The sequence below is a fragment of the Sphingobium indicum B90A genome, assembly GCF_000264945.2.
In the GTDB taxonomy this organism is placed as follows: Bacteria; Pseudomonadota; Alphaproteobacteria; order Sphingomonadales; family Sphingomonadaceae; genus Sphingobium; species Sphingobium indicum.
In genome coordinates, this window is the sequence record NZ_CP013070.1 from 160,554 (window position 1) to 184,441 (window position 23,888).

The following is a 23,888-nucleotide window of genomic DNA, read 5'->3' on the forward strand; positions in this document are numbered from 1 at the left end:
GGTGGCCATGCTGGTTCAGAAAGATAGCCTCGCCCTGATTGGCAACACGCCGTTGGTGCGCCTTGCCGGCCCTTCGGCGGAATCGGGTTGCGACATTTACGCCAAGTGCGAATTCGCCAATCCCGGCGCTTCGGTGAAGGATCGCGCGGCGCTGTTCATCGTCAACGATGCCGAGGAAAAGGGGCTGTTGAAGCCCGGCGGCACCATTGTCGAGGGGACGGCGGGCAATACCGGCATCGGCTTGGCGCTGGTGGCCAATGCCAAGGGGTACCGGACGATCATCGTCATGCCCGAGACGCAGAGCCGGGAGAAGATGGACACGCTGCGCGCCCTGGGGGCGGAACTGGTGACGGTGCCGGCGGCGCCCTATTCCAACCCCGGCCATTTCGTGCACACGTCCCGCCGCCTGGCCGAGGAGACGGAGGGCGCGATCTGGGCCAACCAGTTCGACAATATCGCCAACCGCAAGGCGCATATCATCGGCACGGCCGAAGAGATCTGGACCCAGATGGACGGGCAGATCGACGGCTTCACCTGCGCGGCGGGGACCGGCGGGACGATTGCGGGCGTCGGCCTGGGGCTGAAGGCGCATGATGAGAATATCACCATCGCCTTGAGCGATCCGCATGGCGCGGCGCTCTATAATTATTATGCCCATGGCGAGTTGAAGGCGGAAGGGTCTTCGGTGGCCGAGGGCATCGGGCAGGGGCGCGTCACCGCCAATCTGGAGGGCGCGCCGATCGATACCCAGTTCCGCATTTCCGATGAGGAGGGGCTGCTCTGGGTGCGGCGTCTGCTGGCGGAGGAAGGGCTGTGCCTGGGCCTGTCGTCGGGCATCAATGTCGCGGGCGCGGTGGCGCTGGCGAAGCAGCTTGGGCCGGGCAAGCGGATCGCCACGATCTTGTGCGATACCGGATTCCGTTATCTTTCAACGCTCTACAATCGCGAATGGCTGGAATCGAAGGGCTTGACTGTCTTCCCCTGGCTCGCGCACACTCGTTGACTGCCGATACGGGTCTCGGCGGTAAAAGAAAAAGAGCGCTTCATGGCTGAAACACCCCGCCAACAGGAAGGGTTGCAGCGTGTCCAGATCGGCCTCACCGGGCTGGCGGGCGTGGTGCTGCTCGTGGGTCTGGCGAATATCGTGATCGACAAGGCGCGGATCGACGATCCGGCGGTCCCGCCGCCGACAGTGCCGACGCTGGACGTCAATGCCGTGTCGCCCAAGGAGCCGCTGGCGGAACTGGGCGTGCAGCCCGCGCCGGAACAGGCGCCGATCGTGCCGGACCTGCAACCGGACCCTAATCTCAAGAAACCCATGGACCGCGAGATTCCGCCGGCTTCGCGCTGATTGGCGGCGGCTTTGGCCTTGAGGGCTGCGTTTCGGACATTTTTGCTTCTGTTGGCGCCGATCCTGCTGGTGCTGTTCGGCGGGTTGCCCGCGCTGTTGCGCACGGGACAGGTGGATCCGCGTGGGTGGATGGTTCCGGCGTTGCTGCTGGTGCCGGCGACGGCTCTGCTGCGGGCGCGGCGGGGTGAGGGGGCGGCCTGGTGGGTAGGGGTGGGAACGGTCGGGACAGTGCTGTCCTGTGCATTTCTGGCAACGTGGCGAGTGCCGGGATTGGTATCGGTGGCTTGGCTGCTCGCTGGGGTTCTGGCGGCGACAGTTGCGGGATTGATGTTCCGTGTTCCTGCGAAGGCAGGAACCCAGTTCAAATGGTCGGACTGGGTTCCTGCCTTCGCAGGAACACGGCAGATGGCGGGACTGGGGTTCGCGCTTCTCGCCTTGGCGATTAGCTGGTTTGCGCGAGAGCATCGCATTGAACCCTCGCCGGGGAAGCGAGCAGAGCTGGAGGTCATCAGCGGCCTGCCGTTATTCTGGCGGGAAAATGGCGTAAAAGCTGACGCGCCGATCATCACGGTCCTGCGCCAGCGCTTCGATGTGCGGCCTGTCGACAGTCCGCTGGCTCTCGAAAAGGGCGGCGCCGGAATGCTGCTGCTTGCCCAGCCACGCGCTTTTTCCCTGGACGAGCAGGTTGCTCTCGACGCCTGGATCGGCAAGGGCGGCAAGGCGCTGATCCTGGCCGACCCGCAATTGCGTTGGCCGATGGACTGGCCGTTGGGGGACCGGCGCAGGCCGCCGGCGGTGACCCTGCTCGCCGCGATGATCGAATATTGGGGCGTGCGGATGACGCCGCCTTCTTCCGGCGAACAGCGCCATTTCCTGGGCGATGGGCGGGTGCTGACCATTTATTCCGCCGCCGTTTTCGAGAATGCGGGGCCGGATTGCCGCATCGTCGGGCGCGGGCTGGCGGCGCGGTGCATGGTGGGGAAGGGCAGCGTGACCATCGTCGCGGATGCCGACCTGATCGATGACCGGCTCTGGCTGGCGGATCCCGCCGCGCCGCTGGAGCCGGCGCAATGGACCGCCGATACGCCGCAATTCGTGGCGGAAGCGCTGGGCGCGCTGCTTCCGGCAGGACGGCGCTGGGTGCGGTCGGGCGAGGCGCTGGTCAACGCCCTCCGCTGGGCGGTGGTCGTCGGGATTTTCTGGGCAGCCTTGGGAACGGTGCTTTTCCGGCGGCGCGCGGCGGCTCCTTCCGGCCTTTCTCCGCCACGGCCCGACCGGCCAGAGCCTGTTAAAGAAGGTTAATTACCAGAACAAAACAGGATTTCCCGGCTTTTCCCAAAATATCCCTTTTCTTGAACCCCGCGGCTTGGTATTTGAAAGCCATAGGGGTTTGTCAGGCTTTGCTAGTCCTGTGAGCCGGTTCGCCTCTGCGCGAATCCGGCTGGCGACGGCCTGCGCCCTGGGAACAGAGGGGCAGCAGTCGAAAAGTGTCGGACGTCATTCTCTACACGGGCAACGCGTTCAGCGTCGCGGACGGCAAGGGCCGTTTCGTGCTGCCCCTGGAGATGCGCCGGCAGGTCAAGCTGTCCAGCGGCAATGAAACGCGGCTTTTCCTTTCGGTCCATGGCGGCAACCCCTGCGCCACGGCCTTTGGCGAATCGCACCGCCGCCACCTGTTCACCGAGGTCGAGGAACTGGCCCGCGAAGCGCGCGCCGCTGGCCGCGATTACGATGCCGATCTGGAACTGGAACGGCGGCTCGGCACTATCGAGGAAGTGAATTTCGACGAAGGCGGCCGTTTCGCCATGCACCCCGACATCAAGGATGAGTATGGCATCGCCGACGCCGTCTTCTTCTATGGCGTGGGTCGCTACATCCAGATCTGGAAGCCCGAAACGCTGGTCGACAGCAAGGACCGGCCGGAACTGATCCGCAACAAGGTCCGCCGCTGGCTGGACCAGCGGGCGGCGGGAGAGGGCAAATGAGCGCTTCCCCCGACCATGCCCAAAGCCCTGAGCGCCACATTCCGGTGCTCATCGACGAAGTGCTCGACGCCCTCGCCATCAACCCCGGCGAGGTCCATGTCGACGGCACGTTCGGCGCGGGCGGCTATTCGGGCGCGATGGCGGACAGGGGGGCGAGGGTCTTCGCCTTCGACCGCGATCCCGATGCGATTCGCGAAGGACAGGCGCTGGCCGAGGAAAAGGGCGTCACGCTGATCGCTGGCGAATTTTCGCGGATGGAGCAATTGCTGGCGGAACGGGGCGTGACATCGGTTTCCGGCGTCACGCTGGACATCGGCGTGTCGTCCATGCAGCTCGACCGGCCGGAGCGGGGCTTTTCCTTCCAGGGCGACGGGCCGCTCGACATGACGATGAGCCGGAGCGGGATGAGCGCCGCCGATTTCCTGAACAATGCCCCTGAGCAGGAGATTGCCGACATCCTCTATCGCTATGGCGAGGAACCGCGCTCGCGCCGCGTGGCGAAGGCGATTGTCGAAGCGCGCCCGCTGGAACGTACCGGACAGTTGGCGAACGTCGTGCGCAAGGCGCTGGGCCACAAGCCGCATGACAAGAAGGATCCGGCCACCCGCACCTTCCAGGCGATCCGCATCCATGTGAATCGCGAACTGGAGGAACTGGAGCGCGGGCTGGAGGCGGCCGAGGCGATTCTGGAGGAGGGAGGCCGGTTGGCGGTCGTCACCTTCCACAGCCTGGAGGACCGCATCGTCAAGCAGTTCCTGCGCAACCGCAGCGGCAGCGAGGCGAGCGGTTCGCGTCACCTGCCCCAGCGCCAGTCCGGTCCCGCGCCGACCTTCGAAAGGCCCGCCAAGGCGGTGCGGCCCGGCATGGTGGAACTGGCGCGCAACCCCCGCTCCCGATCCGCCACGCTGCGCAGCGCCGTTCGCACGTCCGCCCCTGTTTCGTCCCTCCCGATCTCAACCAGGAATCTCCGCTCATGATCGCGGTCAAGAGATTGCAGAGCCTGATCTGGATCCTGCTCGTCGCGCTGGGCGCGCTCGGCGCCTATATGGTGTCGCTGAAGGTCGCGACCGAGCGCAACGAATTGATGAAGGTGCGGGCGCAGATCGCGCGGGCGAAGGCCGACATCCGCTATCTGGAGACGGAGTTCGGCGCCAGGGCGAACATGCGGCAGCTTGAGCGCTGGAACCAGGACGATTTCCTGTATGCGACGCCCACCGCCCAGCAATATCTGGCGGGCGAGCGGGCGCTCGCGCATCTGGACGGGGTGCAGCCCAACGGGCCGGACTATGTCGCGCCGCCGGTGATGGTGGCGATGGTGCAGACCCCCGCCGACCTGCCGTCCGCGCCGCAGGCCGCCCCCGCCAGCCCGGCGCCGACGCAGATTCGCAGCGACATCGCCGTCATCAGGGAAGCGCATGCGGCGGACAATGTCGACAAGATCACCAAGGCCGCGCCGGTCAAGACGGCCAAGGAAAAGGCGAAGGACGACGCCGACACGACGAAGCCCAACCCCGTCGCCCGCCGCGCGGAGCGGATGGCGATGCTGGACGCGAAGCTGCTGGACGACAGCACGCTGGGCGACATCAGCGCCAAGGCGAAGCGCGAGCGCGCCAGGGGGGAGCGCTAGATGGCGACGATCATCGTTCAGCCGGGCGGCGCGAGGGCGGGCAAGCAGCGCGTCGACCTGACGGCGATCGCGCATAACCGCCTGATGCTGCTGCTGATCCTGTTCATGGCGATCACGGCGGTGTTGATCCTGCGCCTGACCTGGGTAGGGGTCTTCGCCGGCAACGGGCGCGGCGGCGACGCGATGGGCGGCCTTCCAGCGCGGGCGGACATCGTCGACCGCAACGGCGTGCCGCTGGCGCGCACCATGGACGCCTATTCGATTGCGGTGCGGCCGTCCAAGCTGATCGGTGATCCGTCCGAGCTGGCGCGCAAGCTGCACGAGATATTCCCCGACGAACCGGCGGCAACCTTCTACAAGAAGCTGACCGGGCGCGGCTGGGCCTATCTGCGCCGTCGCGCGCTGCCGGAAGAGGTGGCGGCCGTGAACGCCCTGGGCGAGATCGGCATCGAATTCCCGCGGGAGAAGGAACGGCTCTACCCGCAGCGCACCCTGGCGGCCCATGTCATGGGCTTTGCGCCCAATGCGGACGGCAAGGGCGGCATGGGCGTGGAAGCGGCGTTCAACGACCGGCTGACCGACGCGGCGATGCGCGGTCAGCCCTTCGCCATGTCCATCGACAGCCGGGTGCAGGGCGCGCTGGAGAGCGAATTATACGCGCAGCTCGTCCAGACCCGCGCCAAGGGCGCGGGCGGCGTGATATTGGACGCCAATAGCGGCGAAGTGATCGCCATGGCGTCGATTCCCGTCTTCGATCCCAACAAGCTGCAAAATTATGCGGGCAAGTCGTGCAGCGAATCGCCGCTCTGCAACCATATGGTGCAGGCGCGCTATGAACTGGGATCGGCGTTCAAGCCGCTGTCGATTGCCGCGGCGATGGATCGCGGCGTCGTCACCTCCATGTCGAAAACCTATGACGCGACGGCGCCGCTGGGCATTGCGGGTTTCCGGATCAAGGACGACCATCCGCTCGGCCGCTGGATCAACGTGCCGGAGATACTGGTGCACAGTTCCAACATCGGCACGGCGCGGATCGCCGACCAGATGGGCGCGGAGCCGTTGCAGCATCTTTTCCGGGAGTTGCACTTCGACCAGCGCGCGCCGATCGAACTCAACGAACGGGCGGGCACGCTGTGGCCGGCCAATTGGGGGCGCATCACGACGCTCACTGTTTCCTACGGCCATGGCATCGCCGTGACGCCTTTGCATCTCGCTTCGGCTTATGCGGCGCTGGTGAACGGCGGGCTGTGGCGGCCTGCCACGCTGCGCAAATTGAAGGCGGAAGAGGTGCCGGAGGGCCGCCGCGTCTTTTCCGCCGCGACCAGCGCGCGCATGCGCCAACTGTTGCGCATGATCGTGGCGGCGGGTACAGGTCGCAGCGCCGACGCCAAGGGATACCGGGTGGGCGGCAAGACGGGTTCCGCCGAAAAGCCCCAAGAGGGCCGGTACAACAAGACTTCGCTGGTGACGACTTTCGCTTCTGCCTTCCCGATGGACAATCCGCGCTATGTGGTCCTCGTCACCATGGACGAGGCGACGGGCCAATATGGCCTGCGCACGGCCGCCTGGACAGCGGCGCCGGTGGTGAAGCGGGTGGTAGAGCGCACCGGGCCGATGCTGGGCGTGCTGCCCGACGAGCGGCGCGACGTCGACATTTCCGACCTCATGCCGCTGCTGCACGGCGACAAGGAGAAAGAATAATGCGCCTCGGGTCGCTGATCGAGGGGCTGGATGCAAAGCCCGATGCCGGGGCGTCGCTGGACGTTCCGGTGTCGGGCTTTGCGATCGATAACCGGAAGGTGGCGCCGGGCACGGTGTTCGGCGCCTTCCAGGGAGCGCGGGTGAATGGCGAGGATTTCATCCCCGCCGCCGTGCAGGCCGGGGCGACGGCGGTTGTCGCCCGGCCGGAAGCCAGGGTCGAGGGCGCGATCCATATCGCGTCGGACAATCCGCGCCGCCTGTTCGCGCAGCTTGCCGCCCGCTATTTCGTCCCATTTCCGGAGGTGACCGTTGCCGTCACCGGCACCAACGGCAAGACCTCCACGGTCGAACTGACCCGGCAGATCTGGCGGATGCTGGGGCATAAATCCGCCTCCATCGGCACCTTGGGCGTCACCACGTCAGTCGACCAGGTATCGACGGGCCTCACCACGCCGGACATCGTGACCTTCCTCGCCAACATGTCGGGCCTGAAGCGCGAGGGCATCACCCATGCCGCGTTCGAGGCTTCGAGCCATGGCCTTGCCCAATATCGCACCGAAGGGCTGCCGGTTTCGGCGGCGGCCTTCACCAACCTGTCGCGCGATCATCTCGACTATCATGGCGACATGGACAGCTATTTCGAGGCCAAGATGCGCCTGTTCGACGAAGTGGTCGCTCCGCAGGGCGCCGCAGTCGTCTGGGCCGATGACGAGTGGTCGGACAAGGTCATCCAGCGGGCTACGAAGCGGGGGCTTCGTGTGCTGAGCGTCGGGGTGCAGGGGCAGGCATTGCGTCTTGCCAACCGCACCCCGACCCAGTTGGGCCAGACGCTGGACATCGAGGTCGAGGGCAAGAACTACAAGGTCAACCTGCCGCTGATCGGCGCTTATCAGGCGGCCAATGCGCTGACCGCCGCGGGTCTGGCGATCGCGGGCGGCGAGGATGCGGGCAAGGTTCTGGAACTGCTGGGCCGGGTGCAGCCCGTGCGCGGGCGGCTGGAGCGTGCCGTCATCACCAAGGCGGGGGCGCCGGTCTATGTCGACTATGCCCATACGCCCGATGGGTTGCGCGCCGCCATAGAGGCGCTGCGACCGCATACGCGGGGCCGGCTGATCGCGCTGTTCGGCGCTGGCGGGGATCGCGATGCGGGCAAGCGGCCGCAAATGGGCAAGGTGGCGGCTGACCTCGCCGACCATGTGATCGTCACCGACGACAATCCCCGTTCGGAGGAGCCATCCGCCATCCGCGCCGCCGTGATGGCCGGCGCGCCGGGCGCGGAGGAGATCGGCGGTCGCCGCGCCGCCATTGCCGCCGCCATCGCGCAGGCGGGCGCGGACGACATCGTCCTGCTCGCGGGCAAGGGGCATGAGCAGGGCCAGATCATCGGGGACCGGGTGCTGCCCTTCGACGACGTGACGGTGGCGCGGGAATGCGCCGGATGATGCATTTTCCCGCCAGCCTTTCGCGTCTAGCCTTTCGACTACCTGCCAAGGTCGAAGCGGTTATGCGCAGCGGTTCTCGACTTCGCTCGAACCGAATGGAGGGCGGTGAATGACTGACCTCTGGACCTCCGAAGAGATTGCTCAGGCCACGGGGGGCGTCGCTTCGGCGCCCTTCGCCGTTTCTGGCGTGGCGTTCGACAGCCGCGAAGTGACGGGCGGCGACCTGTTCGTCGCGATGAAGGGCGAGGCGACCGATGGCCATCGCTTCGTCGACAAGGCGTTCGGCCAGGGCGCGGCGGGCGCGATCGTCAGCCAGCCCATCGCCCAGCCCCATGTGCTGGTGCCTGACAGCGCGGCGGCGCTGGAGGCGCTTGGCCGGGCCTCTCGCGCGCGGATGCAGGGCAAGGTGGTCGGCGTCACCGGATCGGTGGGCAAGACCGGCACCAAGGAGGCGCTGTTCCATGCGCTCGACCGCGTCTGTCCCGGGGAGGTGCACCGCTCGGTCAAGAGCTACAACAACCATGTCGGCGTGCCGCTGAGCCTGTCGCGCATGCCGAGGGAATCGGCCTTTGGCGTGTTCGAAATGGGCATGAACCATGCGGGCGAACTGGCCGCGCTGACCCGGCAGGTGCGGCCCCATGTCGCCATCGTCACCGCTATCGCGCCCGCTCATATCGAATTTTTCGGCACGGAAGAGAAGATCGCAGAGGCCAAGGCCGAGATTTTCGAAGGGCTGGAGCCGGGCGGCACGGCGGTCATCCCCTATGACAGCCCGCATGTCGCGACCCTCTATGCCAAGGCGGAGAAGCATGCGGCGCGCATCCTGACCTTCGGCTTCGATCCGCAGGCCGACGTTCGCGCCCGCGAAACCGTGCCGGCGGCGGGCGGCGGCACGCTGGTCACGGCGGCGCTGCCGGGCGTGGAACTGTGCTTCACCGTGGGCGCGCCGGGCGAACATTGGGTTTCCAACGCGCTGGCGGTGCTGGCGACGGTCGAGGCGCTGGGCGGCGATCTGGCGGCGGCGGGGCTGGCGCTGGCGGAAATGCCCGGCCTGCCGGGCCGGGGTCAGCGGAGCGTCCTGCCGGTCGAGGGCGGCGAGGCGTTGCTGATCGACGAAAGCTATAACGCCAATCCGCTGAGCATGGCCGCCACGCTCAAGCAGTTGGGCCGCGAGCAGGCGGAGCGCCGCATTGCCGTGCTGGGCGGGATGCGCGAGTTGGGTGACCGCAGCCGCGAACTGCACGCCGGGCTGGTCGAGCCGCTGACGGCGGGACAGGTGGATTATGCGGTCCTGGTGGGGGACGAGATGGACCCGCTGGCCCAGGCGCTGGGCGGCATCATGGCCTTCGACCATGTGCCTGACGCCGCCAGGGCCACCGATCTCATTCGAAATGAAATGCGCGCTGGCGATGCGATCCTGGTGAAGGGGTCGAACGGCATCGGTTTGTCGCGCCTGGTCGCCGCGCTACAGGAAGCGAAGAACTGATGCTCTACTGGCTTGCCCAGACCATGGATTTCGCGGGTGTTTTCAACCTCATCCGCTATTTGAGCTTCCGGGCCGGGGCGGCCATCGCTACCGCGCTGGTCATCGGGTTGCTGATCGGCCCGCGCTTCATCGGATGGCTGCGCGTGCGGCAGGGCAAGGGGCAGCCGATCCGCGACGACGGCCCGCAGACGCACCTCGCCAAGCGCGGCACGCCGACCATGGGCGGCCTCATGATCCTGACTTCCATGGTGTCGTCGGTGCTGCTGTGGATGGACCTGTCCTCCATCTATGTCTGGGCCTGCCTGTTCGTGACGCTGGGTTTCGGCGCCATCGGTTTCCTCGACGATTATGACAAGGTGACAAAGGCCAGCCACAAGGGGCTTTCGGGCAAGATGCGCCTCGCCTTCGAGTTCCTGATCGCCGGTTTCGCGGCGTGGCTGATCGTCAGCCAGCATGGCAATACCGCGCTTTACGTGCCCTTCTACAATGGTCCGGCCATCGAATTGGGGCCCTTCTATTTCCTGTTCGCCGCCTTCGTGATCGTGGCGTTCGGCAATGCGGTGAACCTGACCGACGGGCTGGACGGGCTGGCCACCATGCCGGTCATCATCGCCTGCATGGCGTTCATGGCCATCGTCTATCTGGTGGGGCGCGCCGACTTTGCGGGCTATCTTGGCATTCCGCATGTGCCGGGGGCGGGCAACCTCACCATATTGTGCGGGGCGATCATCGGCGCGGGGCTGGCCTTCCTCTGGTTCAACGCGCCGCCCGCGGCCGTCTTCATGGGCGATACGGGCAGCCTGGCGCTGGGCGGCACCATCGGCGTGATCGCCGTCACCGCGCATCATGAGATCGTGCTGGGCGTGATCGGCGGGCTGTTCGTGGTGGAGGCGATGTCCGTCATCATCCAGGTCTTCTTCTACAAGCGCACCGGCAAGCGCGTGTTCAAGATGGCGCCGATCCACCATCATTTCGAACAATTGGGCTGGGCCGAACCCACGGTCGTGATCCGCTTCTGGATCATCTCCTTCGTGCTGGCGCTGGCGGGACTCGCCACGTTGAAGCTGCGGTGAGCGCCATGGGGATCGTCTCCGACGTCTTTGCGGGCAGGAAATATGCGGTGCTGGGCCTGGCGCGGTCCGGCCTCGCCACGGTGGAATGCCTGGCGGGGAGCGGAGCGCAGGTCGTGGCATGGGACAGCCGCGAGGAAGCGCGTGAGGCGGTCGCGGACAAGGCGGAACTGGCCGATCCCACCGAAATCGACCTCAAGGGCTTTGACGGCGTGGTGGTGTCGCCCGGCGTGCCGCTCAACAAGCATCCCATCGCCATGCATGCGAAGCTGGCGGGCGTGCCGGTCATTGGCGACATAGAATTGTTCGCGCTCGCCCGGCCAAGCCTGCCGAAGCATCGGGTGGTCGGGATCACCGGAACCAACGGCAAGTCGACCACGACCGCGCTGGTCCATCATATCATCGAGACGGCGGGCATCCCGACGCGCATGGGCGGCAATATCGGGCTTCCGATCCTCGGCCAGACCCCGTTGCCGGAGGGCGGCGTCTATGTGCTGGAACTGTCGAGCTACCAGATCGACCTGACGCAGAGCCTCGACTGCGACGTGGCGGTGCTGCTCAACATCACGCCGGACCATCTGGATCGCTATAATGGCTTTGAGGGCTATGTGGCGTCCAAGGCGCGGCTGTTTGCGATGCAGTCGGCCGGCCATGTCGCGGTAATCGCGACGGAAGATGAACCGAGCCGGGGGATATTCCATTCCATCCGTCATTCCCGCGGAGGCGGGAATCCATCTCCGGACCTTGCATCTGGACGCGACGATGGGGAGATGGATCCCCCCCCTCGCGGGAATGACGGGGTTGTGGAGGTGCAATCGGGCGACATCGATCCGTCCGCTCAGGCCGGCTGGCCCGCATTGCAAGGCCCGCACAACGCCCAGAACGCCGCCGTCGCCATCGCCGTCGCCCGCGCGCTGGGCATCGACGAAGCGACCATCGAACAGGGCCTGCAAAGCTATGCCTCTCTCCCGCACCGGATGCAGCGGGTGCGGGAGTTGAACGGCGTCCTCTACGTCAACGACAGCAAGGCGACCAACGCCGCCTCGACCGCGCCCGCCCTCGCCGCCTATCCCCCGGTCGACGGGCGCAAGCGGCTGCACTGGATCGTCGGCGGCCTTGCCAAGACGGACAATCTGGACGAGTGCGCGCCCTGGTTCGGCCATGTCGCGCAGGCCTATACCATCGGCGAGGCTGGCCCCATGTTCGCGGAACTGCTGCGCCCGCATATGGCGGTGGACGATTCTGAGATGCTGTCCGCCGGCGTCCGCCGCGCGGCGCGGGTGGCCCAGCCGGGGGACGTGGTGCTGTTGTCGCCCGCCTGCGCGAGTTTCGACCAGTTCCGCGATTTCGAGGCGAGGGGCGATGCCTTCGCCGCTGCCGTCGCCGCGTTGGAATAGAGGGAAGCGGAGGAGCTTGGGAGGCATGTCGAGGGCAGGCGACCTTGTAAAGGAGTTCAGGAACCGCACCGTCCCGCGCGAGCGCACGGCGCTGGCCATCTGGTTCTGGGAAATCGACCGCGTGCTGTTGTCGCTGATCGTCGCGCTGATGGCGATCGGGCTGGTCGCCGTTGCGGCGGCTTCCCCCGTGGCGGCGATCGATCGGTCGACCAGCACGGTTTCGGTGACGCCGCTCATCTATTTCTACCGCCAGTTGATGTGGGTGTTCATCGGCCTGCCGATCATGCTGGTGATCTCCATGCTCCCCCGGACGCAGGCGCGCAGGCTGGCCTTCATCCTGTGCATCGTCTTTGCCGTGGCGCTGCTGCTGGTGCCGGTGCTTGGGTCCGTGGTGAACGGGGCGAAGCGCTGGATCGACCTGCCGGGCTTCCGCTTCCAGCCGTCGGAGTTCCTGAAGCCCGTCTATGTCGTCACCATGGCCTGGCTGCTGTCGCTGCGCGGCAAGGACATGACGCTGCCCGTGATCCCGCTGACCGGCGTGCTGACATTGCTGATCGCGGCGATCCTGATGAAGCAGCCCGACTTCGGCCAGACGGTGATTTTCCTCGCCTGCTGGGGCGGCCTGCTGCTGCTGTCGGGCGTGTCGATGCGCTTCATCGGCGCGATGGCGGGCGCGGGACTTGGCGGGCTGGTGCTGATGTACATGTTCTATGAAAATGGCCGTCAGCGCATCAACGACTTCCTGGGCATCGGCGTGGCGCAGGATGTCGGACCAGACCAGACCGAGCTTGCCTTCCGCACGATCACCCACGGCGGCTTCCTGGGCGTGGGGCCGGGCGGCGGGCAAAACAAGTTCCGCCTGCCCGAAGCGCATACCGACTATATCTTCTCCGTCATCGGGGAGGAGTTCGGCCTGCTCGCCTGCATCGGCATTGCCTGCGTCTATCTGGCGATCGTCGTGCGGGTGTTCCTGCGCATGCTGGACGAGGACGATAATTTCACCATCCTGGCGGCGGCGGGCCTGACCACCCAGTTCGGGCTCCAGGCGATCATCAACATGGGCGTCAATGCCCAGATATTTCCGTCCAAGGGCATGACGCTGCCCTTTATCAGCTATGGCGGCTCCTCTATGCTGGCGCTTTGTATCGGCGTCGGCCTGTTGCTCGCGTTCACGCGGCGCAATCCCTTCATGGGTCGGCACACGGTCGTCAAATGGAGTGGTCGATGAGCATTTCTCGACACTTCGTCCTCGCCGCGGGCGGGACGGGTGGTCATATGATTCCGGCGCATGCCGTCGCTGAGGAGTTGATGCTGCGCGGGCATCATGTCGCGCTGGTCACGGATGAGCGCGGCGCGAAGATTCCCGGCATTTTCGATAAGGCTCAGGTCCATGTCATGCCCGCCGGCCGGATGACCAGCAATCCGAAAAGCTGGCCGGGCGCGTTGAAGGCGATCCTGGCAGGCCGGGCTATGGCGCGGCGGCTGAACGAGACCTTCCGCCCCACCGCCGTGGTCGGTTTCGGCGGCTATCCGGCGATGCCCGCCTTGCTGGGAGCGCTGGCCGACGGGATTCCGACCGCGATCCATGAGCAGAATGCGGTGCTGGGCCGGGTGAACCGCTATCTGGCGGGCCGGGTGGACGCCATCGCCACCGCCTATCCGGATGTCGAGCGCCTGAAGGACAAATATGCCGGGAAGGTCCATCTGATCGGCAATCCGGTGCGCGAGGAGGTGAAGCAGCTTCGCGAGGAGGAATTCCCCGCCCTCACCGACGAAAGCGTGTTCCGCGTGCTGGTGATCGGCGGCAGCCAGGGCGCGACGATCCTTTCCAGCGTCGTGCCCGATGGCCTCGGCATGTTGCCGCTCAGCCTGCGCCGCCGCCTGCAGGTGACGCAGCAATGCCGGGCGGAGGATATTGAGCGGGTGCGCCGGCTCTACGCCGACCTGGAAATTCCGGCCGACCTTGCGACCTATTTCAACGACGTGCCGGAAAAGCTGGGCTGGTCGCATCTGGTGATCGCGCGGGCGGGGGCATCGACGCTGGCGGAACTGACCTGCGCGGGGCGACCGGCGATCCTGATCCCGCTGCCGAGCGCGATGGACGACCACCAGACCGCCAATGCCCGTGAGATGACGGAGGCGGGCGGGGCGCGCACCATCCCGCAGGCGCGCTTTACCGCGGTGGAGCTTGCCAAGCAGATGCAGAAAATGGCGCTGGAACCCGGCGCCCTCCAGAATGCGGCGAAGCGCGCCCGCGCCTGCGGCCGTCCCGATGCGGCCCGCGACATGGCGGACCTGCTGGAAAGCATCGGTCCCGCGCCGATCATGAACGATCCGCTGAAAGTCGGCCCGACGCCGACCAGCCTGAATTTGCAGGGCGTCCCTGCGTGAAGAGTTTCAACCTCTCCCCGTTCGGGCTGAGCCTGTCGAAGCCCTTTGCCGAGAGGAGCGAGGCGACTTCACCTGCGGCTCAGCGTGGCCCTTCGACTTCGCTCAGGGCGAACGGACATTGGAACAAGGAATATCAGGCATGAAGGGTGTCGGCACCGACATCGGCACGATCCATTTCATCGGCATTGGCGGCATCGGCATGTCCGGCATTGCCGAGGTGATGCACAATCTGGGCTACAAGGTTCAGGGGTCCGACGTCGCCGAAGGCTATGTCGTGGAAGGGCTGCGCAAGAAGGGCATCCCCGTGATGATCGGCCACAAGGCCGAAAATCTGGGCGATGCGGCCGTGGTCGTGACCTCCACCGCGATCAAGAAGGGCAATCCCGAAGTCGATCTGGCGCTGGAGAAGCGCATACCCGTCATCCGTCGCGCCGAAATGCTGGCGGAACTGATGCGCCTCAAATCCACCGTCGCGGTCGCGGGCACCCATGGCAAGACCACGACCACCTCCATGGTCGCGGCGTTGCTGGACGCGGGCGGTGTGGACCCGACCGTCATCAACGGCGGCATCATCAACAGCTATGGTTCCAACGCCCGCCTCGGCAACAGCGAGTGGATGGTGGTGGAGGCCGATGAGAGCGACGGCAGCTTCCTGCGCCTGGACGGCACGCTGGCGGTCGTGACCAATATCGATCCGGAGCATCTCGACCATTATGGCAGCTTCGACAAGGTGAAGGACGCCTTCGTCGAATTCGTCGAGAATGTGCCCTTCTACGGCGCGGCGATGCTGTGCCTTGATCATCCGGAGGTGCAGGCGATCCTGCCCCGCGTTCAGGACCGGCGGATCGTGACCTATGGCTTCTCGGCGCAGGCCGATATACGCGGCGAGAATGTCCAGCCGATCCCCGGCGGCAACCGCTTCGACGTGCAGATTCGCGAGCGGGACGGTTCGCTCCGCCGGATCGAGGGCATCGAAATGCCGATGCCGGGCCGCCACAATGTACTGAACGCCATGGCGGCGATCGGCGTGGCGTTGCAGATGGGCATCGATGACGCGACGATCCAGACCGGCTTCGCCAAGTTCGGGGGCGTGAAGCGGCGCTTCACCAAGGTCGGGGAAATCGCCGCCGGCGGCGGGATCGCGACCGTGATCGACGATTACGGCCACCATCCGGTCGAGATCAAGGCGGTGCTGGCCGCCGCCCGCGAAGGGGCGAAAGGCCGGGTCATCGCCGTGGTCCAGCCGCACCGCTTCACCCGCCTGCGCGATCTGATGGATGATTTCCAGCAGGCCTTCAACGACGCCGACATCGTCTACGCCGCCCCGGTCTATCCGGCGGGCGAGCAGCCGATCGAGGGCGTGGACAGCGCGGAACTGGTCGCGGGCCTCAAGCGCCGGGGCCATCGCAACGCCGCGACGGTCGAGGGCGCGGACGACCTTGCCCGCCTGATCGCCGCCGATGTGCAGGCGGACGACATGATCATCTGCCTGGGCGCGGGAGACATCACCAAATGGGCGGCGGGGCTTGCCTCCGCCGTTGCGGAGAAGGAAGCCGCCTGATGTTCGAACTCCTTAATGTCGGCCTCGAAATGCAGAAGCGGATGATCGACATCCAGATGCAGGGCGTCGAAGCCGCGCGGCAGATGGTTGACGCGGCCCAGCGCAATGCGGAGGCGGGTCTCGCCGCGACCAGGGCCGGCGAGGCGGGGATGAAGGCGATGAAGGGCTGGATGCGGCTCTGGGGGATGCGCGATTGACGCTGGCGACCACGTCCCTTCCTGCGGTTCGCGGCTCGCTCAAGGCCGATGCGCCGCTTGGCCCCCTCGTCTGGTTCAAGGCGGGCGGTGTCGCGCAATGGCTGTTCGAGCCGAAGGATGCGGACGATCTTTCCGATTTTCTGGCGCGGCTTGACCCGGCGATTCCGGTGATGGCGCTGGGGCTTGGCTCCAACCTGATCGTGCGGGACGGCGGCGTTCCGGGCGTGGTGGTCCGCCTTGGCAAGCCATTCGCCAGGGTGGAGCAGGTCGATGCGACCAGCCTGCGCTGCGGGGGAGGAGCATCGGGCATCCTCGTTTCCTCGACCGCGCGGGATGCGGGCATAGCGGGGCTTGAATTCCTGCGCTCCATTCCAGGAACGGTGGGTGGCTTCGTGCGGATGAACGGGGGCGCCTATGGGCGCGAGACTTGCGATATTCTGGTCGAGTGCGAGGTCGTGCTGCGTTCGGGCGAACGGGTGACGATGCCGCTCGATGCGCTGGGCTATACTTACCGCCACAGCATTCTGCCTGAAGGCGCGGTGGTGGTGAGCGCGGTCTTCCGGGGCGTTCCGGGCGAACCGGCCGCGATCCAGGCAGAGATGGACCGCATCGCCGCCGCCCGCGAGGAAAGCCAGCCGTTGCGGAGCAAGACCGGGGGTTCGACCTTCAAGAATCCCGATGGCCACAAGGCCTGGCAGTTGGTGGACGAGGCCGGTTGCCGCGGCCTGCGACTGGGCGGCGCGCAGGTTTCGGAAAAGCATACCAATTTCCTCCTCAACCTGGGCGATGCGACCAGCGCGGACATCGAGGCCCTGGGCGAGGAGGTCCGCCGCCGCGTGAAGGCAAAGAGCGGCATCGACCTTGAATGGGAAATTCAGCGGGTGGGCGTCCAGTCCCCCTCCCGCAAGTGGGAGGGGGACTATTTGAAGGAACAGAAATCATGACCCGTGGCCCCTGGCATGTAGCCGTCCTGATGGGCGGCTGGTCCGCCGAGCGGCCGGTTTCGCTCTCGTCGGGCGAGGGCGTCGCCAAGGCGCTGGAATCGCGCGGCCACAGGGTCACGCGCATCGACATGGACCGCGACGTCGCGCTGCGGCTCTCCGAAACCCGACCCGATGTCGTGTTCAACGCCCTCCACGGCGTTCCGGGCGAGGATGGCACGGTACAGGGCATGATGGACCTGATGGGCCTCACCTACACCCATTCGGGCCTCGCCACCTCGGTCATCGCCATCGACAAGCAGCTTACCAAGCAGGCGCTGGTGCCCCACGGCATCCCCATGCCCGGCGGTCATATCGTCCCCAGCGAAAGCCTGTTCGAGGGTGATCCGCTGCCGCGTCCCTATGTGGTGAAGCCGGTCAATGAGGGCAGTTCGGTCGGCGTCGCCATCGTGACGGAGGGGGGCAATTACGGTTCGCCCATCGGCCGCGATGTCGAGGGCCCCTGGTTGCATTTCGATGAGTTGCTGGCCGAACCCTATATTCGCGGGAGGGAACTGACCACCGCCGTGCTCGGCGACGAAGCGCTGCTGGTGACGGAATTGCGTCCCAAAAGCGGCTTCTACGATTTCGACGCCAAATATACCGACGGCATGACCGAGCATGTCTGCCCCGCCGATATTCCGCCGGAGATCGGCGAAGCCTGCAAGGCCATCGCGCTGCGCGCGCACCAGTTGCTGGGGTGCAAGGGCGCTTCGCGCTCCGATTTCCGTTGGGATGACGAGCAGGGCATCGAGGGGCTGTTCCTGCTGGAAGTGAACACCCAGCCGGGCATGACGCCGCTCAGCCTGGTCCCCGAACAGGCGGCCAGGCTGGGCATTGACTATGCCGAACTGGTGGAGCGTATAGTCGAGGACGCGCTGAACGGCGCCCGAACTGCAGCCAATGGGGGAGCGAAGCATGGCTGAAGCACGCATTCGGCGTGGCGGAACGGCGCGGCTGACGCGCACGACCGGCGCGCGCGGCCGCAGCGGGGGACGAGGGCGTTCGGCCAGGCAGCGAAGCTGGATCGACGGCCTGATCGACCTGCTGCCGGTCAGCGAGGAGACGCTCCAGCGCATGGCGAGCTGGACCATCGTCGGCATCGTGCTGGCGGCTCTGGTCGGCATCGCCATGCTGATGGGCGTTCCCGCCATGGCGGGGCAGAAGGCGTCCGAACTTGCCGCCCAGGCCGGTTTCGAAGTCGAGAAGGTCGAGGTGCGCGGCGTCGAGCGGATGGATGAACTGCCCATCTACAATATCGCCCTGGGCCAGGTGAGCCGGTCCATGCTCTCGCTCGACCTGCCCAAGGTGCGCGCCGACATGCTGAAGCTGGGCTGGGTCAAGGATGCGCGCATTTCCCGCCGCCTGCCCGATACGCTGGTGGTCGACATCGTCGAGCGCGATCCGGTCGCGGTGTGGCAGCATGACGGCCAGCTTCACCTGATCGACGTGACTGGCGTTGTGCTGCAATCCGTGTCCGCCGGGGCGATGCCGGACTTGCCTTTGGTGGTCGGTCCCAACGCCAATCTCCAGACCGCCGGCCTCAACAAGCTGATGGAAAATGCGCCCGCGCTCAAACCCATGCTGGCGGGCGCCACCTGGGTCGGGAACCGGCGCTGGGACTTGCGCTTTCAGTCGGGCGAGACGCTTTCCCTGCCCGAAGGCGACAGGCCGTCCGCCACCGCGCTGGTCAATTTCGCGCGGATGGACGGGGTGAACCGCCTGCTGGGCCGGGGCATCGTCAAGTTCGACATGCGCGATCCCGACCGTTTCGTGCTGCGCCTGCCGCAGGGCCAGGGAAGCGGGTCGTCCGGCGACGAGCCGGCCGCGAGCGCCGAAGCGCCTGCCAAGGGCGAGGAAGGCTGAACCCCCATGGCCCAGCCCAAGGTCGATAAGTTCGTCACCGCGATCGACATCGGATCGTGGAAGGTGTCCGCGCTGATCGCGGGTCGCACCGAAAATGGCGAACTGGCGATCCTGGGCACGGGCCAGCGCGAAAGCCGGGGCGTGCGGCGCGGCTTCATCGCGGACATGGAGCGGACCGAACTCGCCGTCCGGGAAACCGTGGAGCAGGCGGAACGCGTCGCGGGCACCAATATAGAGGATGTGTGGGTCAGCTTCTCCGGCGGCTCGCTGGTCAGCGACGTCGTCACGGTCGAGCGCGACATGGGCGGCTATCGCGTCGAACAGGCGGACATCGACGACCTGCTGACCACCGGCCAGCAGGGGATCGATCCGGACGGTCGCGTGGTTCTGCACGCTCAGCCGACCTGCTTCACCATCAACGGCCGGGTGCCGGTGAAGAAGCCGCTCGGCATGCATGCGGACCTGCTGGGCGTCGACATCCATGTCGTGCTGGCCGACGGGGCGCCGCTCGCCAATCTCGACCTCTGCGTGCGCGGGGCCTATCTCAACGTCAACTCCATCGTGGCGTCTCCCATCGCCACCGGCCTCGCCTGCCTGTCGGAGGAGGAGCGCGACCTGGGTGTCGCGCTGGTTGAACTGGGCGCTGGCGTCACCAATGTCTCGCTCTATGCGGGCGGCATGCTGGTCGGGCTGCACAGCATTCCCATCGGCGCGTCCGACATCACGGACGACATCGCCTCCGCCTTCGGCATCCGCCGAAGCCAGGCGGAGCGGATCAAATGCTTCTATGGGTCCGCCATGCAGAACCGTCGCGATTTCCGCGACATGATAGAGATCGCCGCCCCCCATGGCGACGTCGCCATTCCGGGACAGAGCGCCGGTCCCAATGCCGACGGCGGCAAGATCACCCGCGCTGCTTTGGTGGCGGTGATCTGCGAGCGGCTCAACCAGATCATGGTGGAGGTGAACGCCGCGCTGGCCGGCATGGGCTTCAACACCCCCACCGGGCGGCAGGTCGTGCTGACCGGCGGCGGCGCGGAAATGAAGGGCATTGCCGACTATGCGCAGGGCGCGCTGGGCCGCGCGGTGCGGATCGGGCGGCCGAGAGGCCTTGCCGCCATGCCGGAGGCGCATAGCGGCCCGGCCTTCGCGACGCTGGCCGGACTTGCGCTTTACGGCGCTTCGAACCCGGTTGACCTTAGAACGATAGCGCCCGCTCCCCAGACCGTTCATCGTATCGGCGCGCCAGCATGGTGGCAGAGAATGGTGAAGGCGATGAAGACGAACTATTGAAATAAAACACAGGTCAGACGAATTTTACTGGTGAAATACGCCATTATCTGTTGCATTAACCTTCGATGACAGTTTCGCTCACGTCACCGAAGCTGGAGGGAGCTAAAGTTTATGAGCATTGAAATCAGCCCGCCGCATGTGGACGAGTTGAAGCCACGCATCGCGGTGATCGGCGTCGGCGGCGCGGGCGGCAACGCCATCGCGAACATGATCGCCGCCTCCGTCGAGGGCGTGGATTTCATCGTCGCCAACACCGACGCGCAGGCGCTGAACGCGTCGCCCGCCGAACGGCGCATCCAGCTTGGTCCGCAGATCACCGAAGGGCTGGGCGCCGGCTCCCGCCCCGAAATCGGCAAGGCGGCGGCGGAAGAGACCATCGCCTCGGTCGAGCAGGCGCTGGACGGCGCGCATATGTGCTTCATCGCCGCCGGCATGGGCGGCGGCACCGGCACCGGCGCCGCGCCCGTCATCGCCAAGGCGGCGCGCGATCGCGGCATCCTGACGGTCGGCGTGGTGACCAAGCCCTTCACCTTCGAGGGCAATCGCCGCATGAAGTCGGCGGAGGCGGGCATCGAGGAACTGCAGAAGCATGTCGACACCCTGATCGTCATCCCGAACCAGAACCTTTTTCTGATCGCCAACCCCAACACCACCTTCAAGGAAGCCTTCCAGATGGCGGACGAGGTGTTGCAGCAGGGCGTGCGCGGCATCACCGACCTGATGGTCATGCCGGGCCTCATCAACCTGGACTTCGCGGACGTTCGTTCGGTGATGGGCGAGATGGGCAAGGCGATGATGGGCACCGGCGAAGCCGAGGGCGACGGCCGCGCGCTGCAGGCCGCTGAAAAGGCGATCGCCAATCCGCTGCTGGACGGCGTGTCGATGCGCGGCGCGAAGGGCGTGATCGTCTCCATCGTCGGCGGCGACGACATGCGCCTGATGGAAGTGGACGAGGCCGCCAACCATATCCGCGAACTGGTCGATCCCGACGCGAACATCATCTGGGGTTCGGCGTTCAACGACAATCTGAACGGCAAGATCCGCGTCTCCGTGGTCGCCACCGGCATCGACAGCGATGCCGCCGCCAATGCCGCGCCGCTGACCCAGCCGTTCAGCTTCGCCAGCCGTCCGGCCGTCGCCGTGCCGACCGCCGCCGCGACCAAGCCCGCGCCGCAGGCCGCTCCGGCTCCGGTGGCGGCTCCCGATCCCGCGCCCGAAGCCGAGCCTGAAACGCTGGAACTCGACGTGCCCGCCGCGCCTGCCCCGGCGCCGCTGACTCCGCCTGCCGCCGCGCCGGCGGCGGCGAAGCCCGCGCCCTTCAGTCCGCCGCGTCCCGCCGCTGTCTTTTCGGACGAAGACCCGGCGCAGGACGAATTGCTGCTGGGTGAGGACGCGGCCGAGGCAGCGCCGGCCCAGCCCGCTCCGGCGCCGCAGGCCGCGCCCCGCGTCGCCACCGGGGGCACGCTGTTCGAGCGCATGGCGGGCCTGACCCGCGGCGCCGAAAAGGGCGCTGTCGCCAGCGACGAAGGAACGCCCGCTCCGGACATTCCGCGCTTCCTGAACCGCCAGAGCAACCAGTAAGCGGCCACGGGGTTCGCCCCACACGCCCTATGAAAGCGCGCCATCGGCTGCCATGGGCAACCGGGCGCGCTTTTTCTTTCGACATATTCCCTTGTCCCGCCTCCATCCGCTAAAGGGCTGTCTGTGAGACGTTATGACATTTGGATTCTCCGCGGACTGCTTCTAGCGGGCACCGCGATGGCGCAACCGGCTCTGGCGCAGCCCGCCCAGGTGCAGGCGATGCGTCCCTCCAGCGCGGAAAACCTCAACAATCATCTGGCGCGCCTGGCGTCCAATCCGCGCGACGTGACGGCGCTGATCGGCGCGGGCGAGGCGGCGCTGGACATGGACGATGCGCGCGCGGCGGCGGGCTTCTTCGCCCGGGCCGATACGCTGGCGCCGAACAACGGCAAGGTGAAGGCGGGCCTTGGCCGCGTCATGCTGAAGAACCAGAACCCCGCCGAAGCGCTGCGCCTGTTCGACCAGGCGACGCGGCTGGGCTTTCCCGAAGCGACGCTGCTGGCCGACCGGGGGCTTGCAAGGGACATGACCGGCGATCAGGCGGGGGCGCAGCGCGACTATCAGGCGGCGCTCCAGCGGACGCCGGACGATGTCGAACTCACCCATCGCTATGCCGCCTCGCTGGGCATTTCCGGCCAGGTGGACGCGGCGGAGCGGGTGCTGAAACCGCTGCTCTACAAGAGCGACCGGGCCGCCTGGCGCTACCGCGCGTTCATCCTGGCGATGAACAACCGACAGGCGGACGCCAGGAAGATCGCGGAGCAGACCATGCCGTCGCAGCTTGCCGCGGCGATCCTGCCCTATATGCAGAAAATGCCTTATCTGACCGCCGCGCAGAAGGCGGCGGCGGTGCATTTCGGGCATTTCCCGGCCAATGTCGGTTCGACCATGGCCGCGATCACGCCGACCCCGCCCGCTTTCGCCTCCGCCACCCCTGCCGCACCGCAGGCCAGCCAACCTGCCGCCCAGACGCCGCCGGCTCGATCCGCGCAGCAGGATCGTCGTTCGCGCCGCGCTGAAACCGCCACGAGGCTCGCGCAGGCCGAAGCGCCGCCCCTTAGCGCGCCGGCGCCAAGCCAGCCCGTTCCCGCCGCCTCCGCTCCACAGACGCAGGCGCCGCCGCGGGCTGCCGCTCCCGCCGCCTCCAATGTGCAGGGTCCGCCAGCGCCCGGCTTCGAATCCGTCCCGGCGCAAAGCCCGGCACCCGCCAGTCCGCCGCCGAGCCAGCTCAACGCGATCACGCTCGCCCAGGCGTCGGCGCCGCGCACATCCACCCCGCCGCAGGGCGAGACGGCGCCCCCCGCCCCACTGGCCGCCGCGACGCCGGCCCCAGCGCCCCCGCCGCAGCAGCAGATCGACCCGGCCGTCACCCGTTCGCTGGCGGACATCATCCACGCCATCGACGTGCCCGAATCCGAGCGCCGGTCGAGCGTCGTCGCGGTCGACCTGTCGGAGATCGCCCAGATCCAGGCCGCCCGCCGCGCCGAGCGGGAGGCGGCCGCCGCCGCCGCCGCGGACAAGGCGAAGAAGGCCGCCGCCGCCAAGGCGAAGGCCGAAGCGGACGCCAAGGCCAAGCAACTGGCCGAGGAAAAGAAGAAGGCGGCCGAGGAAAAGGCGCGCCTTGCCGCCAATCCCTCGCGTAGCTGGCTCCAGGTGGGTACGGGTGCGAACAAGGGCGCGCTGGCCTTCACCATGAAGGGCTTGCGCAAGAAATATGCGTCGCTCGAACCGCAGGACGCCTGGGTGGCGAGCTGGGGCCGCACCAATCGCCTGCTTGTCGGGCCGTTCAGCAGCTTCACGCGGGCCAGGACGCTGGAGGACAAGCTGAAGGCGGCGGGCGCGGACGTGTTCGCCTGGAAAAGCGATGCCGGGGAAGTGGTCGAGCGGCTCCCGGCCAAATAAGGCGATTTACCACGGCGGGCACATCGAACGACTCGGCAATGGCCGAAAAGGACTTTAA

The 23,888-nt window shown here is 66.8% G+C and carries 21 protein-coding genes; all 21 read left to right on the plus strand.

Annotated elements, in window-relative coordinates; genetic code table 11:
- Nucleotides 1–7: 7 nt before the first annotated feature.
- Entirely contained in the window at nt 8–1,003 is a 996-nt protein-coding gene (locus SIDU_RS00850; protein WP_025160742.1) for a cysteine synthase A, read from the plus strand.
- 42 nt (nt 1,004–1,045) lie between these two features.
- Nucleotides 1,046–1,351 (plus strand): hypothetical protein, encoded by a 306-nt coding sequence (locus SIDU_RS00855; RefSeq protein WP_020821203.1) that lies wholly within the window; start codon nt 1,046–1,048, stop codon nt 1,349–1,351.
- 42 nt (nt 1,352–1,393) lie between these two features.
- Nucleotides 1,394–2,653, plus strand: a complete 1,260-nt coding sequence (locus tag SIDU_RS00860; RefSeq protein ID WP_233431857.1) for a Gldg family protein — start codon at nt 1,394–1,396, stop codon at nt 2,651–2,653.
- Nucleotides 2,654–2,838: 185 nt separating this feature from the next.
- The gene (locus SIDU_RS00865; protein ID WP_007685575.1) at nt 2,839–3,336 is read left to right on the plus strand and encodes a division/cell wall cluster transcriptional repressor MraZ; all 498 of its coding nucleotides are present in this window, start codon (nt 2,839–2,841) and stop codon (nt 3,334–3,336) included.
- Nucleotides 3,333–4,313, plus strand: a complete 981-nt coding sequence (gene rsmH / locus SIDU_RS00870; protein ID WP_007685577.1) for a 16S rRNA (cytosine(1402)-N(4))-methyltransferase RsmH — start codon at nt 3,333–3,335, stop codon at nt 4,311–4,313. Before SIDU_RS00865 ends, rsmH begins: the two co-directional genes overlap by 4 nt.
- Nucleotides 4,310–4,963, plus strand: a complete 654-nt coding sequence (locus tag SIDU_RS00875) for a hypothetical protein (protein WP_007685579.1) — start codon at nt 4,310–4,312, stop codon at nt 4,961–4,963. Before rsmH ends, SIDU_RS00875 begins: the two co-directional genes overlap by 4 nt.
- On the plus strand, nt 4,964–6,664 hold the full coding sequence (locus SIDU_RS00880) for a peptidoglycan D,D-transpeptidase FtsI family protein (RefSeq protein WP_007685581.1): 1,701 nt from the start codon (nt 4,964–4,966) through the stop codon (nt 6,662–6,664).
- On the plus strand, nt 6,664–8,106 hold the full coding sequence (locus tag SIDU_RS00885) for a UDP-N-acetylmuramoyl-L-alanyl-D-glutamate--2,6-diaminopimelate ligase (protein ID WP_020821204.1): 1,443 nt from the start codon (nt 6,664–6,666) through the stop codon (nt 8,104–8,106). Before SIDU_RS00880 ends, SIDU_RS00885 begins: the two co-directional genes overlap by 1 nt.
- A gap of 109 nt (nt 8,107–8,215) precedes the next feature.
- On the plus strand, nt 8,216–9,592 hold the full coding sequence (locus SIDU_RS00890) for a UDP-N-acetylmuramoyl-tripeptide--D-alanyl-D-alanine ligase (protein ID WP_007685583.1): 1,377 nt from the start codon (nt 8,216–8,218) through the stop codon (nt 9,590–9,592).
- On the plus strand, nt 9,592–10,665 hold the full coding sequence (gene mraY / locus SIDU_RS00895; protein ID WP_007685584.1) for a phospho-N-acetylmuramoyl-pentapeptide-transferase: 1,074 nt from the start codon (nt 9,592–9,594) through the stop codon (nt 10,663–10,665). Before SIDU_RS00890 ends, mraY begins: the two co-directional genes overlap by 1 nt.
- A gap of 5 nt (nt 10,666–10,670) precedes the next feature.
- Nucleotides 10,671–12,059: a UDP-N-acetylmuramoyl-L-alanine--D-glutamate ligase gene (gene murD / locus SIDU_RS00900; RefSeq protein ID WP_020821205.1), complete on the plus strand. Its 1,389-nt coding sequence runs from the start codon at nt 10,671–10,673 to the stop codon at nt 12,057–12,059.
- A gap of 25 nt (nt 12,060–12,084) precedes the next feature.
- Nucleotides 12,085–13,287, plus strand: coding sequence for an FtsW/RodA/SpoVE family cell cycle protein (locus SIDU_RS00905; protein WP_007685587.1), 1,203 nt, complete (start codon nt 12,085–12,087; stop codon nt 13,285–13,287).
- On the plus strand, nt 13,284–14,450 hold the full coding sequence (murG, locus tag SIDU_RS00910; RefSeq protein ID WP_020821206.1) for an undecaprenyldiphospho-muramoylpentapeptide beta-N-acetylglucosaminyltransferase: 1,167 nt from the start codon (nt 13,284–13,286) through the stop codon (nt 14,448–14,450). Before SIDU_RS00905 ends, murG begins: the two co-directional genes overlap by 4 nt.
- A 139-nt stretch (nt 14,451–14,589) precedes the next feature.
- A complete protein-coding gene (gene murC / locus SIDU_RS00915) occupies nt 14,590–16,011 on the plus strand; it encodes a UDP-N-acetylmuramate--L-alanine ligase (protein ID WP_007685590.1) in 1,422 nt (473 codons plus the stop codon).
- A complete protein-coding gene (locus tag SIDU_RS00920; RefSeq protein WP_007685591.1) occupies nt 16,011–16,208 on the plus strand; it encodes a hypothetical protein in 198 nt (65 codons plus the stop codon). The genes murC and SIDU_RS00920 overlap by 1 nt, the downstream gene beginning before the upstream one ends.
- Nucleotides 16,205–17,152: a UDP-N-acetylmuramate dehydrogenase gene (gene murB, locus SIDU_RS00925; RefSeq protein WP_007685592.1), complete on the plus strand. Its 948-nt coding sequence runs from the start codon at nt 16,205–16,207 to the stop codon at nt 17,150–17,152. The genes SIDU_RS00920 and murB overlap by 4 nt, the downstream gene beginning before the upstream one ends.
- Nucleotides 17,149–18,114, plus strand: coding sequence for a D-alanine--D-alanine ligase (locus SIDU_RS00930; protein WP_007685595.1), 966 nt, complete (start codon nt 17,149–17,151; stop codon nt 18,112–18,114). Before murB ends, SIDU_RS00930 begins: the two co-directional genes overlap by 4 nt.
- Entirely contained in the window at nt 18,107–19,054 is a 948-nt protein-coding gene (locus SIDU_RS00935; protein ID WP_007685597.1) for a cell division protein FtsQ/DivIB, read from the plus strand. Before SIDU_RS00930 ends, SIDU_RS00935 begins: the two co-directional genes overlap by 8 nt.
- 6 nt (nt 19,055–19,060) lie before the next feature.
- Entirely contained in the window at nt 19,061–20,347 is a 1,287-nt protein-coding gene (ftsA, locus tag SIDU_RS00940) for a cell division protein FtsA (protein WP_007685600.1), read from the plus strand.
- Nucleotides 20,348–20,458: 111 nt separating this feature from the next.
- Nucleotides 20,459–21,928, plus strand: coding sequence for a cell division protein FtsZ (ftsZ, locus tag SIDU_RS00945; protein ID WP_007685602.1), 1,470 nt, complete (start codon nt 20,459–20,461; stop codon nt 21,926–21,928).
- A 177-nt stretch (nt 21,929–22,105) separates the two neighbouring features.
- Entirely contained in the window at nt 22,106–23,830 is a 1,725-nt protein-coding gene (locus SIDU_RS00950; RefSeq protein ID WP_007685604.1) for a tetratricopeptide repeat protein, read from the plus strand.
- Nucleotides 23,831–23,888: the final 58 nt, after the last annotated feature.